Source organism: Streptomyces sp. NPDC058092, from assembly GCF_042884935.1.
In the GTDB taxonomy this organism is placed as follows: Bacteria; Actinomycetota; Actinomycetes; order Streptomycetales; family Streptomycetaceae; genus Streptomyces.
This window is the reverse complement of record NZ_JBHVSY010000007.1, coordinates 114,352-130,312: the sequence shown is the minus strand read 5'-3', so window position 1 is coordinate 130,312 and position 15,961 is coordinate 114,352. Positions and strand designations below refer to the sequence as shown.

The following is a 15,961-nucleotide window of genomic DNA, read 5'->3' as shown; positions in this document are numbered from 1 at the left end:
CCCCGGCGCTACCGCCGGGCAGCGACCATGCGCAGCACGAGGTCGGCGTACAGCTCGCCGACCTCGTCCGGCGTCCGGCTGCCCTGCGCGTTGAACCAGCGCGCCACATCGATGCAGAGCGAGAGCACCGCGAGCGTGGTGCCCGGGATGTCGGGTACGTCGAACTCCCCTGCCTGCACGCCCTCGCTGATGATCCGGCGCACCACCGCGTCGCTCCTGCGGCGCAGCTCGACGATCTCGGCGCGGTGCTCCTCGCCGAGGGCGTCGAGTTCGTACTGGACCACGCGGGCCGTGGTGTGCCGTTCGGCGTGCCAGCGGACGAAGGACCGTACGGCCTCGGCCAGCCGTTCGGCGGCCGTGCCGCCGCCGTCGGCCGCGGCCTCCAGGACGAACAGGGCGCGGTCGTGACCGATCCGGCTGATCCGGTGGAGCAGTTCTTCCTTGGTCTTGTAGTGGATGTAGAGCGCGGCGGGGCTCATCCCCGCCCGGCCGGCGATGTCGCGGGTGGTGGTGGCGTGGTACCCGCGCTCGGCGAAGGCGTCGACGGCGGCGACGAGGAGCCGCCTGGCCGCCTCGGGCGTCACCTCGGCCCACGGCGCACTGTCGCCGTCGGTCTCCTCCGCCGTGCTCATCGTCACTCGCCCCTCTCGTCAGCAGGACGAACACCATACCCCGAACCTGAGCAAGCGCTTAGGGCCCGTCCGGGCGGGATCGTCAGAGCTTCTGGAAGGGGTCGTGCTCGGCGAGGATCTTCTCCAGCCGGGCCTGGTCGACCCGGCTGACGATCTGCCCCGCCTCCTGCCGGTCACGGATGACCTTGGCCAGGGTGAAGCAGGAGGTGACGAGATAGAGGACGCCGATGGCGAGGAACCCGCGGACCCAGGCGTCGGCGTCCAGGAAGTAGATACCGAGAGTCATCGCGGCCATCGCCACCCCGAAGGACGCGACGGCCTGGCCGTAGAAGGCCACGGTGCTCTGCTGTTTGACCGGTGCTGTGTCACTCATGGCACCCAGCATCGGCCGACGTGGCATGCGCCACATCCGTCCCCGTACTCAGTCCGGTACTCAGACTCCCGTTCGAGCGGCGCCGAAGCGGTCAGAAGTCAGAAGGCGGAGACCCCCGTGAGCGCGCGGCCGATGACGAGCTTCTGGATCTGGCTGGTTCCCTCGTACAGCGTCATCACCCGGGCGTCCCGCAGCAGTTTGCCGGCCGGGTACTCGTCGATGCAGCCGTAGCCGCCGAAGACCTGGCGGGCGTTGTTGGCGGCTCGGACGGCCGCCTCGGAGGGTTCATCCTTCGACTCTCCACATTTAATTATCACTGCTAGTTTTCTGTTTGCAGGCCCTACTATGTGCCGCATGGCCCGACCGCGCAAACCCCTCCTCAGCAGAGACCGCATCGTCGGGACGGCGAGCGCACTCGTGGACTCCGAGGGGCTCGACGCCGTCTCCACCCGCCGGCTCGCCGCCGAACTCGGGGTCAGCGGACCCTCGCTCTACAACCACTTCCGCAACAAGGACGAGATCCTGGACGCGGTCGCGGACGCCGTGTCCGCCCAGGTCGATCTGTCGATGTTCGACGAGTCGGACGCCCGTGACTGGCGCACCGCCCTGCACGACTGGGCCGTCTCCTATCGTGCGGCGCTCGCCGAGCACCCGCACATCGTCCCGGTGCTCGCCCAGGGACCGGGCCGCCGCCCGGCCGGTCTGCGGGTCGCCGACGCGGTCTTCGGCGCCATGGTCAGGGCCGGCTGGCCGCCCGCCCAGGCGACGTACATCGGGGCCCTGATGCGCTACTTCATCACCGGCTCGGCCCTCGGTTCGTTCGCCCGCGGCTTCGTGGACGACGAGACGGCGTACGACCCCGCGGACTATCCGCACCTCGGCCAGGCCCATCTGCTGGCCGACCGCCGCCAGAAGGTCGACGAGGGAGCGTTCGAGACCGGGCTGCGGGCGCTGGTCGACGGCCTCTCGCTCCAGTACGAGCAGCTGGAGTGCGGGCAACTGCCGCCCGCCGGGACGGTTCGGCCGGCGCCGAAGCGTTCCTGACGCATCCTGGAACACATGGCACGCATGGCACACCCCGACCCGGCCGCGCCCCGGCTCGCCGCCCTGGCCGCGCTCCTCGCCGACGAGACCCGCGCGGCCTTCTGCCTGGCCCTGCTCGACGGCCGCGCCTGGACCGCGGGCGAGCTGGCCCGGTACGCCTCGGTGGCGCCGTCCACCGCCAGCGAACACCTCGGCAAGCTCGTCGCGGGCGGGCTGCTGGCCGAGGAACGGCAGGGCCGCCACCGCTATCTGCGGCTCGCCGGCGAACGGGCGGCGCACCTCGTGGAGGATCTGGCCGCCCAGGTCGTCACCGACGCCGCGCCCGGGCGGCCGCGCACCCTGAGCGCGGCGAGCGCCGGGAGCGCGCTGGCCCGCGGCCGCACCTGTTACGACCATCTCGCGGGCCGGATCGGCATCGCGATCGCCGATGCCATGACCGTACGGGGGCTGCTGAAGCAGGACGCCGGCTTCGCGCTCACCGACGACGGCCTCGGCTGGTTCGGCGGGCTGGGCATCGGTCTGGAGTCGAGGTCGCGGCGTCCGCTCGTGCGCAGCTGCCTGGACTGGACGGAGCGCAGACCGCACCTGGCGGGGGTCGCGGGCGCCGCGCTGTGCCGGTACGCGCTGGATGCGCAATGGTGCGTACGGATCGGGTCCGGGCGTGCGGTGAAGGCGACCGCGGAGGGGGAACGGGCGCTGTACGAGCACCTCGGGATCGAGCCGGATTCAATTCGGTAGGTGCCGAACCGTCGCGGCCCTACGGTCGAGGACATGACGACGACACCCGCCCCGGCGGCGACACCCTCGGCACATCGTGACTGGCGGGCCCCCGCCGCGGCCTGCACCACCGTGCTGCTGTGGGCCTCCGCCTTTGTCTCCATCCGCAGCGCCGGCGAGGCCTACTCACCCGGCGCGCTCGCGCTCGGCCGGCTGCTCACGGGCTCCGTGGCGCTCGGCACACTCCTGCTGCTGCGGCGCGAGGGGCTTCCGTCGCGGGCCGCCTGGCCGGGGATCATGAAGTCCGGACTGCTCTGGTTCGGCCTGTACATGGTGCTCCTCAACTGGGGTGAGCAGCAGGTCGACGCGGGCACGGCCGCGATGGTGGTGAACATCGGTCCGCTCCTGATCGCGCTGCTCGGTGCCCGGATGCTCGGTGAGGGGCTGCCCGGCAGGCTGCTGGCGGGCATGGCCGTGTCGTTCGCGGGCGCCGTCGTGGTCGGACTCTCGATATCGGGGCACGGGAACGCGTCGGTGCCCGGTGTGGTGCTCTGTCTGCTCGCGGCGGTGGCGTACGCCGCCGGGGTGGTCGGGCAGAAGCCCGCGTTGCGGCACGGCTCCGCACTGCAGATCACCACGTTCGGCTGCCTGGTCGGCACCGTCGCGTGTCTGCCGTTCTCCGGTGCGCTGATCTCCGACGCCGCCGACGCACCGCTGTCCGCCACCCTCAACATGGTCTACCTGGGCCTCTTCCCGACCGCGCTGGCCTTCACCACCTGGGCCTACGCACTCGCCCGGACCACGGCGGGACGGATGGGCGCCACCACCTATGCCGTGCCCGCGCTGGTGGTGCTGATGTCCTGGCTGCTGCTGGACGAGGTGCCCGCGCCGCTCGCCGTGGGCGGGGGTCTGCTCTGTCTGGCCGGGGTGGCGGTCTCCCGTGCGCGTACGCAGACTGGCCTGACGCGGAAAATTCCGGCACAGCCGGTGGAGGGACGCCGACATGACGCGGAGCGCCAAGGAACCGAGCGGCCGTAGGAAGACGAAGAAGCAATCGGCCGGAGCCCGGGAAGCCACGCCGGACGCCCTCGCCGAGGCGGCCCGCTACGGCGGCTCCGGGCTCGACGGCTTCGCCGTGGCCGACAGCGGTGACGACGACCCGGTCCTGGTGACACCCGAGGGCCGGGCCCGGGACGCCTGGCGCGAGGACTACCCGTACGACAACAAGCTCGGCCGGAAGGCGTACGAGAAGTCCAAGCGCGCCCTCCAGATCGAGCTGCTCAAGCTCCAGCACTGGGTGAAGGAGCGCGACGAACGCATCGTCATCCTCTTCGAGGGGCGCGACGCGGCGGGCAAGGGCGGCACGATCAAACGCTTCACCGAGCATCTCAATCCCCGTGGCGCACGGGTGGTGGCGCTGGAGAAGCCCACCGAACGCGAGCGCACCCAGTGGTACTTCCAGCGGTACACGGCCCATCTGCCATCGGCCGGGGAGATCGTGCTGTTCGACCGGTCCTGGTACAACCGGGCGGGGGTGGAGCGGGTGATGGGGTTCTGCACCACCCGCGAGTACCTCGAATTCATGCACCAGGCACCGGGCTACGAGCGGATGCTGTCCCGGGACGGCATCCACCTGGTGAAGTTCTGGTTCTCGGTCTCGCGCAACGAACAGCGCAACCGGTTCGTGATCCGGCAGATCGATCCGGTGCGGCAGTGGAAACTGAGCCCGGTCGACCTCACCTCGCTCGACAAGTGGGACGCGTACACGGAGGCCAAGGAGCTGATGCTCTTCCACACGGACACGGCGGACGCGCCCTGGACGGTGGTGAAGAGCAACGACAAGAAGCGGGCCCGGCTGGAGGCGATCCGCCATGTGCTGCACCGCTTCGACTACCCGGACAAGAACCCGGACGTGGTCGGCGAACCGGACCCGCTGATCGTCGGCCCGGCCTCCCGGCTCTTCGAGCAGGGCGAGATGGACGCCCGGCTGCTGACCACGGAGCGGGCGGAGCCCGGGCCGATGGCCTAGGGTCTGTCCGACCCTGATCCGCCGGACAGGCCCTGGACCGTGTCCGGTGAGGACCGGGCTCAGAACACCACGAGTGCGCGGCCTCCCTTGCCCGCGATCACGTTGTCGAAGGCCGCCGGGATGCCGTCCAGCGCAATCGCAATCGCGAAGCGAAGCGACGTCGAATTCGAATCCGTTCGGTGACCATCATGGAGAGGTCGAACCTGCCCGCCCGGATGTGCTCGGCGAGGACAGGCAGGTCGCGGGCCGGGTCGCTGTTCCCGTACACACAGCCGGTCAGCGAGCGGCCCCAGTGGAAGATCTCCAGGGCGTCGAAGGACACCAGCTGGTCCTTGCCGCCGATGCCGACGACCGTGGTGCGGCCGCCGCGGCGCGTGGCGTCCCAGGCGCCGCGGATGGTGGCGGGCCGTCCGACGCACTCGATTTGACGGTCGGCAGCGGGATCGGCGCGAGGGACGGACGGTCAGAACTGCAGGGACTTGGTCTGGAGGTACTCGGCCAGCCCGTGTGCACCGAGCTCGCGGCCGACGCCGGACTGCTTGTAACCGCCGAACGGGGCGAGCGGGTTGAAGCGGCCGCCGTTGATGTCGACCTGTCCGGTGTCCATCCGGCGGGCGAACGCCACCGCCTCGGCGTCGTCGCCCGCCCAGACCGCGCCCGCGAGGCCGTACACGGTGCCGTTGGCGATGCGCAGGGCGTCGTCCTCGTCCTCGTAACGGATGATCGACACGACGGGGCCGAAGATCTCCTCCTGGGCGATGGTCATCTCCGGGGTGACGTCGGCGAACACGGTGGGGCTGACGAAGTAGCCCTGCTCGCGCGGGGCTTCGGGGCCGCCCGCGACCAGGCGCGCGCCCTCCGCCACGCCCTTCTCGATGTAGCCGAGCACCCGCGCGTGCTGCTTGGCGTTGACGAGGGGGCCGATGCGGTCGCCGTACTTGGCGGCGGCCTGCGCGGCGAGCGCGACCGCCTCGCCGTACCGGGAGGTGTGCACGAGCATCCGGGTCCAGGCGCTGCACGTCTGGCCGGAGTTGCCCATGACGTTCGCGACGCCGACGCCGACGGCCTTGGCGAGGTCCGCGCTCGGCAGGATGACGTTGGCGGACTTGCCGCCCAGTTCGAGGGCGACGCGCTTGACGGCGGCGCCGGCCGTGGCGCCGATCCGCTTGCCGACGGCGGTGGAGCCGGTGAAAGAGACCAGGTCGACGCCCGGGTGTTCGGCGAGCGCCTGTCCCGCGACCGGGCCGAGGCCGGTGACCAGGTTGAACACGCCCGCGGGGACGCCCGCTTCGTGGACGGCCTCCGCGAAGAGCTGGGCGGTCAGCGGGGTGTCCTCGGCGGGCTTGAGGACGACCGTGCAGCCGGCCGCGAGCGCGGGGGCGACCTTGGCGACGATCTGGTGCAGCGGGTAGTTCCACGGGGTGATCGCGCCGACGACGCCGACCGGTTCGGCGTAGACGGTGGAGTTGCCGATCTGCTCCTCGAAGGCGTACGACGCGGCGAGCTCGGCGTACGAGCCGGCCACCAGGATCGGTACACCCGCGTGCACCGCCTGCGAGAACGGCAGCGGCGCACCGAGTTCGGCGGTGACGGTCGCGGCGATCTCGTCCTTGCGGGCGACGAGGACGTCGCGCAGGGCGGCGATCCTCGCGGCGCGCTCGGCGGGCGGGGTCGCGGCCCAGGCGGGGAAGGCCCCGCGCGCGGCGGACACGGCGGCGTCGACGTCCTCGGCGGTGCCTGCCGGGACATGGGCGATGACCTGCTCGTCCGCCGGATCGACCACCGCGATCGTGTCCGTGCCCGCGGCGGCGCGCCACTCGCCGCCGATGTACATCCCGTCGTGGGCCTTCATCGCGTTCCTCCCGGGCCGTGGCTACGGCGTAGTCGTCCGCGCCCCAAACCAGCGCTGTTAGTTTTTGGGCGCCAGGGGCCATTTCGCCAGGGGTGCTCGTCATGGCTCCCGTCACCGTGTCACGCCGTGCGCCGGATGTCCGTCCGGCCGGGCCAGTAATACGCCAGTAACGCCGTCCTCCTAGCGTCCGGGACCAGCCCGCCCCACTCCGTGACTTCCCTCGCAGTTCCGGGACTACCGGGACGGGCTCCCCCGTACCAATCCAGGAGGAGCATTCCCATGCACCTGCCCCGATCCCCCCGGCGCAGATCCTTCCCCAAGTTCTCGACTTCGCTCGAACAGGGGAGACCCCATTCGTGGGCGACGGCCGCGATCACGGCGGCGGCCGTGCTGATCGGCCCGGCCCCCGCCTTCGCACAGTCCGACGCGACGGTGCGGAGCACCGCCGCGCAGAGCACCGCCGAGGTCGACTCCGCCGTTCTCGACACCGTGAAGAAGGGCGAGGAGTCGACCTTCTTCGTCGTCCTGAAGAAGCAGGCGGACCTGTCCGCGGCCAAGGGCGGGCGCGGCCACGCCGCGAAGGCGAAGGCGGCGTTCACGGCGCTGCGCGCCGAAGCGAAGAACAGCCAGCGGCCGCTCACGTCCTTCCTGGACAAGGAGAAGGTCGGCTACGAGTCCTTCTGGATCGCCAACACGCTCAAGGTGACCGGCGACCAGCAGCTCGTCGAGGCCCTCGCACACCGCTCCGACGTGGCGAGCATCGTCAAGGAGCACCACTACGAGCTCGATGCCACCGAGAGCGCGGTCTCGGACGCCGCGGCCGACGCCGATCCGGGCACCCCTGAATGGGGCGTCGAGGACATCGGGGCCGACCAGGTCTGGGACCAGTACGACGACCGCGGCGAGGGCATCGTCATCGCCAACGTCGACTCGGGAGTGCAGTACGACCACCCGGCGCTGAAGGCCAACTACCGGGGCAACAACGGCGACGGCTCCTTCACGCACGACTACAACTGGTACGACCCGACGGGCCAGTGCCCGGCCTCGGCCCCCTGCGACAACAACGGCCACGGCACGCACACCATGGGCACCATGGCCGGTGCGGGCGGCGTCGGTGTCGCGCCCGGCGCCAAGTGGATCGCGGCCAAGGGCTGCGAGTCCACGTCGTGTTCGGACGCGTCGCTGCTCGCGGCGGGCCAGTGGATCCTCGCCCCGACCGATCACAACGGGCAGAACCCGCGCCCCGATCTCGCGCCCGACATCGTCAACAACTCCTGGGGCGGCGGCGACACGACGTTCTACCAGGACATCGTCGAGGCGTGGAACGCGGCCGGCATCTTCGAGGCGTTCGCCTCCGGCAACGACGGTAACGGCGTGACCTGTTCGACCGGGCACGCGCCGGGCTCGCAGGCGCCCGCGTACGGCGTCGGCGCGTACGACGTCGACGGCAGGATCGCTTCCTTCTCCGGCTTCGGGCCCTCCCGGCTGGACGGCTCGATGAAGCCGAACATCTCGGCACCGGGCGTCAACGTCCGCTCCACCTGGCCGGGCGGCACGTACAAGTCCATCTCCGGTACGTCGATGGCCACGCCGCACGTCGCGGGCGCCGTCGCCCTGCTGTGGTCGTCGGCCCCCTCCCTCATCGGCAACATCGACGAGACGCGCGCGCTGCTGAACGAGGGCGCCGTCGACGTCGACGACACGCACTGCGGCGGCACGGCCGGCGCGAACAACGTCTGGGGCGAGGGCAGGCTCGACATCTTCGCGTCGGTCGACAAGGCCCCGCACACGGCGGCCGTCGTCACCGGCAAGGTCACCGACAGGGCGACCGGCTCCGCGCTCTCCGGCGTCACCGTGAAGGCCTCGGGCTCCGCCTCGACCCGCACGGTCACGACCTCGGCCGACGGCTCCTACCGGCTCACGCTCCCGGCGGGCTCCTACGACTTCGCCCTCAGCGGCTACGGCTACGCGGACGGTTCCGGGTCCGGCATCACCGTCACCACGGGTGAGCAGGTCACCAAGGACTTCACCCTGGACCCGGTCGCCTCGCACGCCGTGTCCGGCACCGTCCTCGACGTCACCGGCAAGCCCCTGGCCAAGGCCACCGTCCAGGTCGCGGGCACTCCGGTCGCCGCCGTCACCACCGACGCCTCCGGCCGGTTCACACTGCCGAAGGTCGCCGAGGGTGCGTACACGCTGACCGCCACGCCCGCCGCGCCCGTCCTGTGCAACGGCACGTACAACGGCAAGCTGGCCGTGGACGGCGACGAGACGCTCACCGCCCGGGTGCCCGCCCGCTCCGACAGGGCCGGCAACAGCTGCGCCCCTGCCGCGTACTCCTGGATCGCCGGCAGCGGCAAGGTCGCGCTCAGCGGTGACGAGGACGCGAAGACGATCGCGCTGCCCTTCCCGGTGAAGCTGTACGGCGTCTCCTACTCCAGCGCGAGCGTCACCACGAACGGCCTGATCAACTTCCTGGAGCCGCGGCTCGGCGACTACGACAACGTCGCGCTCCCCTCGGTGGACAAGCCCAACGGCACCGTCGCCGCCTTCTGGGACGACCTGACCCTGGACAAGAAGTCCAGCGTGCAGACCGCGCTCACGGGCAGGGCCGGCAGCCGCACGTTCGCGGTTGTCTGGAACAACGCCGCTTTCGCGGACGGGAGTTCGGGCCGCGTCTCCTTCGAGGCCGTCTTCGACGAGGCCACCGGCGCCGTCACCCTCCAGTACCTCGCCGTGCCGGGCGGCGGCGCGAGCGCGACCGTCGGCATCGAGAACCAGGCCGGCACCGACGCCCTCCAGTACTCCTTCAACGAGCCGGTCCTCACGGACCGGTCCGCCATCCGCATCGCGCAGGGGACCAAGTGATGAGAACCAACTCCCGGCGGGCGCTGCGGCTCGCCTCCGCGCTGGTCGCGGCCGGTCTGACGCTGAGCGCCGCGCCGCCCGCGTCGGCCGCCGACGACGGCAACGGCCTGCTCACCCTCACCAACAGCCAGGCCGAGCAACTGGCTGACCATGCCCGGCTGGACGCCTACGCGGCCGCCGACCGCGAGACGGTCGACCCGCAGGGCGCGAACGAGGGCTCCGACGAGGGCTCCGACACCTCCGGGACGGACGACGGCTCCGGCTCGCACCTCGACGAGGGCACCGGCACCGACGGCGCCGTCACCCTCTCCCCCAAGTCCGCGCTGGAAGGCGTGCGCGGCCTGGCCGCCACCGTCCCCGCCGGGGGCAAGGGCGGCGACTACTTCACCCTGCACAGCCTCGGCAGCGTCCAGCGCAGCAAGACCGACGGCACCGCCCTGTGGCGACGCGACAACGCCTCGCTGTACGCGGACTGGGGCGTCAAGAATTCCAGGCCCTGGCAGAACGAGCCGTACCCGGCGCGCATCGTCATGGGCTACAACGCGGTCAGCCCGTTCACACCCGCCTCCGACCAGGGGTACGTGACCGGCGACCTGACCGGCGACGGCGTGGACGACGTGGTGTTCTCGGCGAGCGTCGGCGTGAACCCGTACCGCCCCTTCACCTCGCCCGGCTCGACCCTGGCCAACGGCACCTTCGTCACGGTCCTCGACGGCAGGACCGGCAAAACACTGTGGTCGAAGCTGTACGCGTACGCCTACAACGTGAAGCTCGTCGGCAAGACGCTCGTCGTCACCGACGCGCCGTACTACAACCTCAACTCCCCGGCCGCCGCGACCGCCACCGTCTCCGGCATCCGCTTCTCGTACGCCGACGGGGCGCTCAAGCCCACCGACACATGGACGTACGACACGGGGGTGCGCACCACTACCGCGTGGGGCGCACTGGAGGACCTGGGCGGTGGGCTCGTCGCCGCGTCGTACAACCAGCGCAAGACCGCCACGTCGGCCGGGCTCGGCCGCACCCTCGTGCTCGACACGGCCGACGGCAAGGTCAAGTGGCAGACGGACAGCACCCTTTACTCGCGCCAGCTGCACCTGGACACTGCGCGCGGACGGCTCGTGGCCCTGGAGCAGTCCGACCTGAACGACGGCGTCAAGTACGAGATCGACTCGTACTCCCTGGCCGACGGCAAGCGGACCACCCTCGACACCCGGATCAACGCGCTGCCCACCGCCATGACGATCGGTGACCTGCGGGGCGACCGGAAGCCCGAGTACGTGGTCAGCGAGTCCACGCTCGACCCGCACCTGTACCTCAACTCCAACACCGTCCGCGTCGTGGACGGCGCGTACCCGGCCTCCCTGCTGTGGTCCTCCACCGTCAAGCGGGCCGCCGACAACGGCCACGACGGGCCGAGCGTCTGGAGCTTCGACGTCGTCGACGGCAGCCTCGTGACGACCGCCCAGGACGACACCGGCATGAACACCGCGGAGAACCCCGGGGGCGGGCAGTACGCCTCGCTCACCGTGTTCTCCGGCAGCGGTGCCGTGCGCTGGCAGGAGAAGGGCGTCGGCGCCTCGCCGATGTTCGCCCAGGTCTACCGCGACGCCGACGGCCGGCACATCCGCACCGTCGACCAGAACCAGAACCTGCGCACCTACGGGTTCGGCAACGGCAAGCAGCAGGGCGTGCTGCCCTTCCAGGGCGACCTGTCGTCCTCGGCCTCGGCCGACCTCGACGGCGACAAGAAGAACGACCTGGTCGTCGGCGGCAAGTCCAACGGCGTGTGGGCCTACTCGGGTCCCTCGCTGACCGCGGGCAGGCCGAAGCTCCTGTGGAAGGCCACCGTCCCGGGCCAGGTCCACCGGATCGAGAAGGGCGACGTCAACGGTGACGGCGTCGACGACTTCGTGGTGGCCGCGGACACGGCGGTCGCGGTGCTCGACGGCCGTACCGGAAAGGTCCTCGACCGCATCGACGGGAACGGGCAGTTCGTCCGTTCCGTGACGGTCGCCGACCTGAACGGGGACGAGCGCGCCGACATCCTGGTGCCCACGGACAGGCTGCGGGCCTACCGCGGCGACGGGTCGGCGCTGTGGACGTACGCGGCGCCGGAGAGCGCGGGCGACGTCGTGTTCGGCGACCCCGCGGTGGGCGAGGGCCGGGTGTACGCGCAGTACGCGAGCGCCGGTTCCCTCGGCAAGGAGAAGCCCGTGGCCGACGGCGTCGCCCTCGACGCCGCGAAGGGAGCCGTGCGCTGGACCGCATCCCCGAAGCCGCCTGCCGAGGCGGTCGACGGCAAGCTGTACGGCGCCGTCCTGAGACGAGGTGTCTTCACCTCGCCGGAGATCCCGTACGCCGACGGGCACGCGGTCGTCTGCACCTGGATGGCGGTGACCTCCACGACCGCGTCGGGTACCCCGGACGCGACCAGCCTGCGCAACGTCGTCGAGATCCGCGACAGCCGCACGGGTGAGGTACTCCACCAGGGCCTGGCCGGCGGCGCCTGGACGCTCGGGAACTACTTCACCGGGCCGGAGGGGCTGAACCTCGCGGGGACCGCCGCGTTCCGCACCTACGGGGCCGGTGGCCAGGACTACTCGATCTTCACCCTGGCCACCACGGAGACCGGAGGCTTCCTGACCGGACCCGGCGGAAAGCGGCTCCTCGTCGCGGGCACGCAGGCGGGCGTCGACCTCTACGACCCGGCCGTGCTCACCGCGGGCCGCAACTACCCCAATGCCGTGGGCCGCGTCACGCTCCTGGGCGCCCGGGAGTACTTCTCCGGCGACCTGGACGGTGACGGCGTCGACGAGGTCGTGAACCTCGGCTTCGACGAGACGGGCTTCGACCGGACGACCGAGTTGCTCGGCGGCCGGTACCTCCAGCAGTTCACCGCCATCTCCCGGATGACCGTGACCACCCTCTCCTGACGCTCGCCGTCACCCGCAGGCCCTCCGGACATCCGTTCGGGGGGCCTGCGGTGTGTCTGGAGAAGGGGGTTAAAGTGCGCCCCTATGGGTGCGGACGACACGAACCACGGCACGGAATCCGCTCCTCCACTGCTGCGCCTGCACCTTTTCGGCGGGTTCCGGGTGACTCGCGACGGCGGGCCCGCGCTCGCCGAGCGATGGCCAAGGCCCAGCGCCCGCGCCCTCGTCAAGCTCCTCGCGGTCTCCCCCGGACACAGCCTGCACCGCGAACAGGCCATGGACATCTGCTGGCCCGACGCCGACCCGCCCGCGGCGCTCGGCAGCCTGCGCGTCGCCCTGCACGCCGCGCGCCGCGCCCTGGAACCGGAGCTCGCGCCACGCGCCGCCTCGTCCTACCTCACCTCCGACGGCACGCTCCTGCGCCTCGATCCGGACGCCGTCTGGATCGACGCCGACCACGCGGAACACCTCGCGGACCTGGCGCTCGCGTCGGGATCGTCCCCGCAACTCGCCGCCGCGCTCGACGCGTTCACGGGCGAACTGCTGCCCGAGGACCGGTACGCGCCCTGGGCCGAGGCCCGGCGCGAGCAACTGGCCGTGGTGTCCGAGCGGCTGCGGATCGCGCTCGCCGAGGCCCTCCTCGAAGAGGGTGTACCCGAGGAGGCCGCCGCCGTCGCCCGGCGCGCCCTCGACGAGAACCCCGCCGACGAACGCACCCATCAGGTCCTGATCAGCGCCTATCTGAGGCAGGGGCTCCGGCGCCAGGCCATACGTCAGTTCCACGCCTGCCGGGAGTCCCTGGACGCCGAACTCGGCCTGCGGCCCGGCCCGGAGACCGAGCGGCTCCATCTGCTCGCCCTCGACAACGGCAGCTCCGTGGCCCCGGTGGCGCGGCCCGCCGGTGGCTTCGCGCCGCCCGCCGTGCTGCGCGGCCCGGCCCCCACGCCACTGCGCGGGCGCGAGGCGGCGCTCGGCCTGCTGCTCTCGCCCGACGCACCACCCGTGCAACTCGTCGGCGGCGAGGCGGGGCTCGGCAAGACGCGGCTCGTGACCGAGGCGGCACGGCGGGCGGCGCGCGAGGGCGCGGCGGTCCTGTGGGGCGCGGGCCACGACGCCGAGGGGCACACCCCGTACGGCGTCTTCGTCGAGGCGCTGGATGCGTGGCTGGCCGACCGGTCGCCGTCCGAGCGGGCCCGGATCGGCGGAGAATACCCCGAACTCGCCTCGCTGCTTCCCACGTTGGGGCAGATCGGGGCGGGCGCTGAGCGCAGCCCGGAGGAGGAGCGCGACCGGCTGTTCCGGGCGGCGGCGGGGCTGCTCGGCGATCTCGCGGCGACCGCGCCCGTACTGCTGGTCCTGGACGACCTGCACGCCGCCGACACCGGGTCGTACCAGCTGCTGAGCCATCTGGCCCGCCGGGCGGTGACCACCGGGACGGACTGGCGGTTCGTCGTGACATATCGCGCGGAGGAGCTCGACGCGACGGACGCGCGGCGCACCGCACTGGACTCCCTGGTACGTCAAGGGCTCGCCCGCGCCGTGGAGTTGGGGCGGCTCGGCCGGGCGGAGTGCCTGGCGGTCGCCGAGGACGCGGGCGCACGGACCGGGCTCGACCGGGTCTGGGAGCTGTCGCTCGGCAATCCGCTCTTCGCCCTGGAGCTGGCCCGTACCGTCGGCGAGGGCTCCGATCCGGCGGGGCTCAGCGCCCCGGAGGGGGTGCGGCAGTTGGTGGCCGCACGGCTGGCCCGGCTCGGTCCGGCGGCGCGGCGGGTCGTGGAGGCGGTCTCGGTGGCGGGCGGGGGCGCCGCACTGTCCGAGGTGCTGGACGTCGCCGAGCGCGGGCTGCATCCCCCACTGTCGGCCGCGGAGGCGACGGAGGCCGTGGACGCGGCGGTCGCGGCCTCCGTGGTGGCGGAACGGCCGGTGGTGGTCGGCGGCCGGCCGCTGCCCGGTCTCGCCTTCCGCCATCCGCTGGTGCGGCTGACCTGTTACGACGGCCTCTCCGCCGCCCGTCGCCGCCGACTTCACTCGGCGTACGCGGAGGCGGTCCTGCGGCGCAGGCCGGACGCGGTCGACACGCTGGCCTCGCATCTGGCCCGGGCCGACGACCCCCGCGCCACGCAGTATCTGCGGCAGGCCGCCGAACGCGCCGCGGCGCTGTGCGCCAATGACACGGCGGACCGCTACTACGCCGAACTGACGACCAGGCTCGACGCGTTGGCCGCCGACGCGGCCCGGGTCCGGATCGACCGGGGCGCCGTGCTGCGCCGGATGGCCCGCTACGACGAGGCGGCGGCGGTGCTGCGCGAGGCCCTGGACGACATGGTGCGGCGGGGCGACCGGGACGGCCAGGTGCTCGCCGCCGCACGGCTGACCGAGGTGCTGGTGAAGCACCGCGCCACCGACGAGGGCGAGGCGCTGCTCCGTACGTATCCGCCGGGGCCGGACACCCCGGCGCTCACGGCCGCGACCCACCATCTGGCGGCGGCGGTCCTGAAGTTCGTGACCGGGCGGTACGAGGAGGCGCACGCCCGCGCCCGGACGGCACAGCAGGCGGCCGATGCCGTGCCGGAGAGCGGGCGGCGCGGACTGCTGGCCCGTGCGCTGGGCATGCAGGCCACCTCGCTCGGGCTGGCCGGCCGGCTGGCGGAGGCCCGTCCGGCGGCCGATCTGGCGCTTCCGCACGCGGAGGCGTACGGAGATCAGGAGTTGCTCGTCACGGTCCTCTCCGTCCAGCGGGAGCATGCCCGCCGGTCCGGGCGGCTCGGTGAAGCCGTCTCGACGGGGCAGCGGGCGCTGCGACTGGCCGAGCACACCGGCGATCCGACAGCGGTCGCGTTCGAACGGGCCAACCTGGCCGAACTTCACTTGCTGCTACGGGAGTTCACGGAGGCCGAGGAGCTGGCCCGGGCGGCGGTACGGGCGACGGGCGAGCGCGCCGAGTGGTGCACCCCGTACGCCCTGGCCGCGCTGGCCCGGGTCCGGCTCAGGACCGGCGGGCCGGGGGCGGCGGAGCTGCTGGCGCGAGCCGGGGAGGCGGCCGGGGCCCAGGGCGACCAGCAGGCCGTGCACGAGGTGCGCACGGCGCGGGCGGAGCTCCTGGTGCGCGAGGGCCGCCCGCGGGAGGCACTGGCGGTACTGGCCGACGACAGCGGGCCCGGCACGGCCCCGCTGCTGGCCTGGGCGCACCTGTTGTCGGGGCGTCCGGAGCACGCGGTCCGGCTGGCGTCGCAGGAGACGGTGCGCGCCGAACAGGCGGGCGAGCGGCTGTCGTTGACCGAGGCCTATACCGTGCGCGCGGCCGCCCTCGCGGCGCTGGGCCGGGAGCAGGCGGCGTACGAGGAGTTCGGCCGGGCGACGGCCCTGGCAGCGGAACTCCCCTACCCGGCAGGGGCGTTCGCGGTGATCGAGGCCGCCGGAACGGACTGGACCGCCGCCGGGAACGAGTTTCCCGGCTGACCGGCGTCCGGACCGGACCCGCCGGGTGACTGCCGCCCGTTCCGGGTCCCC

General features: G+C 72.3%; 10 protein-coding genes and 2 pseudogenes. 7 read left to right on the top strand and 5 right to left on the bottom strand.

Annotation, left to right across the window (positions count from 1 at the left end):
• Positions 1-8: 8 nt before the first annotated feature.
• The 3 genes and pseudogenes from ACFVV1_RS14090 to ACFVV1_RS14080 form a co-directional block, all read right to left on the bottom strand.
• Positions 9-632 (bottom strand): TetR/AcrR family transcriptional regulator, encoded by a 624-nt coding sequence (locus tag ACFVV1_RS14090; protein ID WP_389989271.1) that lies wholly within the window; start codon positions 630-632, stop codon positions 9-11.
• Between the two features lie 82 nt (positions 633-714).
• Entirely contained in the window at positions 715-1,005 is a 291-nt protein-coding gene (locus ACFVV1_RS14085; protein ID WP_389989269.1) for a YiaA/YiaB family inner membrane protein, read from the bottom strand.
• 98 nt (positions 1,006-1,103) lie between these two features.
• Positions 1,104-1,292: pseudogene (locus ACFVV1_RS14080) on the bottom strand (acyl-CoA dehydrogenase family protein); the annotation flags it as partial.
• A gap of 67 nt (positions 1,293-1,359) precedes the next feature.
• On the opposite strand from ACFVV1_RS14080, the gene ACFVV1_RS14075 reads away from it, so the two are divergent.
• The 4 genes from ACFVV1_RS14075 (at position 1,360) to ppk2 (ending at position 4,795) form a co-directional block, all read left to right on the top strand.
• Positions 1,360-2,049 (top strand): TetR/AcrR family transcriptional regulator, encoded by a 690-nt coding sequence (locus ACFVV1_RS14075; protein WP_389989267.1) that lies wholly within the window; start codon positions 1,360-1,362, stop codon positions 2,047-2,049.
• 15 nt (positions 2,050-2,064) lie between these two features.
• Positions 2,065-2,787 (top strand): ArsR/SmtB family transcription factor, encoded by a 723-nt coding sequence (locus ACFVV1_RS14070; protein ID WP_389989265.1) that lies wholly within the window; start codon positions 2,065-2,067, stop codon positions 2,785-2,787.
• Between the two features lie 33 nt (positions 2,788-2,820).
• Positions 2,821-3,804: a DMT family transporter gene (locus ACFVV1_RS14065; protein WP_389989263.1), complete on the top strand. Its 984-nt coding sequence runs from the start codon at positions 2,821-2,823 to the stop codon at positions 3,802-3,804.
• A 97-nt stretch (positions 3,805-3,901) separates the two neighbouring features.
• Positions 3,902-4,795 carry a polyphosphate kinase 2 gene (gene ppk2 / locus ACFVV1_RS14060; RefSeq protein ID WP_389989604.1) on the top strand — a complete coding sequence of 298 codons (894 nt, stop codon included), beginning with the start codon at positions 3,902-3,904 and terminating at the stop codon, positions 4,793-4,795.
• 59 nt (positions 4,796-4,854) lie between these two features.
• Here ppk2 and ACFVV1_RS14055 read toward each other — a convergent pair.
• A pseudogene (locus ACFVV1_RS14055) lies at positions 4,855-5,231 on the bottom strand (zinc-binding dehydrogenase); the annotation flags it as partial.
• A 27-nt stretch (positions 5,232-5,258) separates the two neighbouring features.
• On the bottom strand, positions 5,259-6,647 hold the full coding sequence (locus ACFVV1_RS14050) for an aldehyde dehydrogenase family protein (RefSeq protein ID WP_389989261.1): 1,389 nt from the start codon (positions 6,645-6,647) through the stop codon (positions 5,259-5,261).
• A 279-nt stretch (positions 6,648-6,926) separates the two neighbouring features.
• Here ACFVV1_RS14050 and ACFVV1_RS14045 point away from each other — a divergent pair, with 279 nt between their 5' ends.
• The 3 genes from ACFVV1_RS14045 to ACFVV1_RS14035 all read left to right on the top strand — a co-directional run bounded on the left by ACFVV1_RS14045 (position 6,927) and on the right by ACFVV1_RS14035 (position 15,910).
• The gene (locus tag ACFVV1_RS14045) at positions 6,927-9,515 is read left to right on the top strand and encodes a S8 family serine peptidase (RefSeq protein WP_389989259.1); all 2,589 of its coding nucleotides are present in this window, start codon (positions 6,927-6,929) and stop codon (positions 9,513-9,515) included.
• The gene (locus ACFVV1_RS14040) at positions 9,515-12,451 is read left to right on the top strand and encodes an FG-GAP-like repeat-containing protein (protein WP_389989257.1); all 2,937 of its coding nucleotides are present in this window, start codon (positions 9,515-9,517) and stop codon (positions 12,449-12,451) included. The genes ACFVV1_RS14045 and ACFVV1_RS14040 overlap by 1 nt, the downstream gene beginning before the upstream one ends.
• A gap of 84 nt (positions 12,452-12,535) precedes the next feature.
• Entirely contained in the window at positions 12,536-15,910 is a 3,375-nt protein-coding gene (locus tag ACFVV1_RS14035) for an ATP-binding protein (protein WP_389989255.1), read from the top strand.
• Positions 15,911-15,961 lie beyond the last annotated feature (51 nt).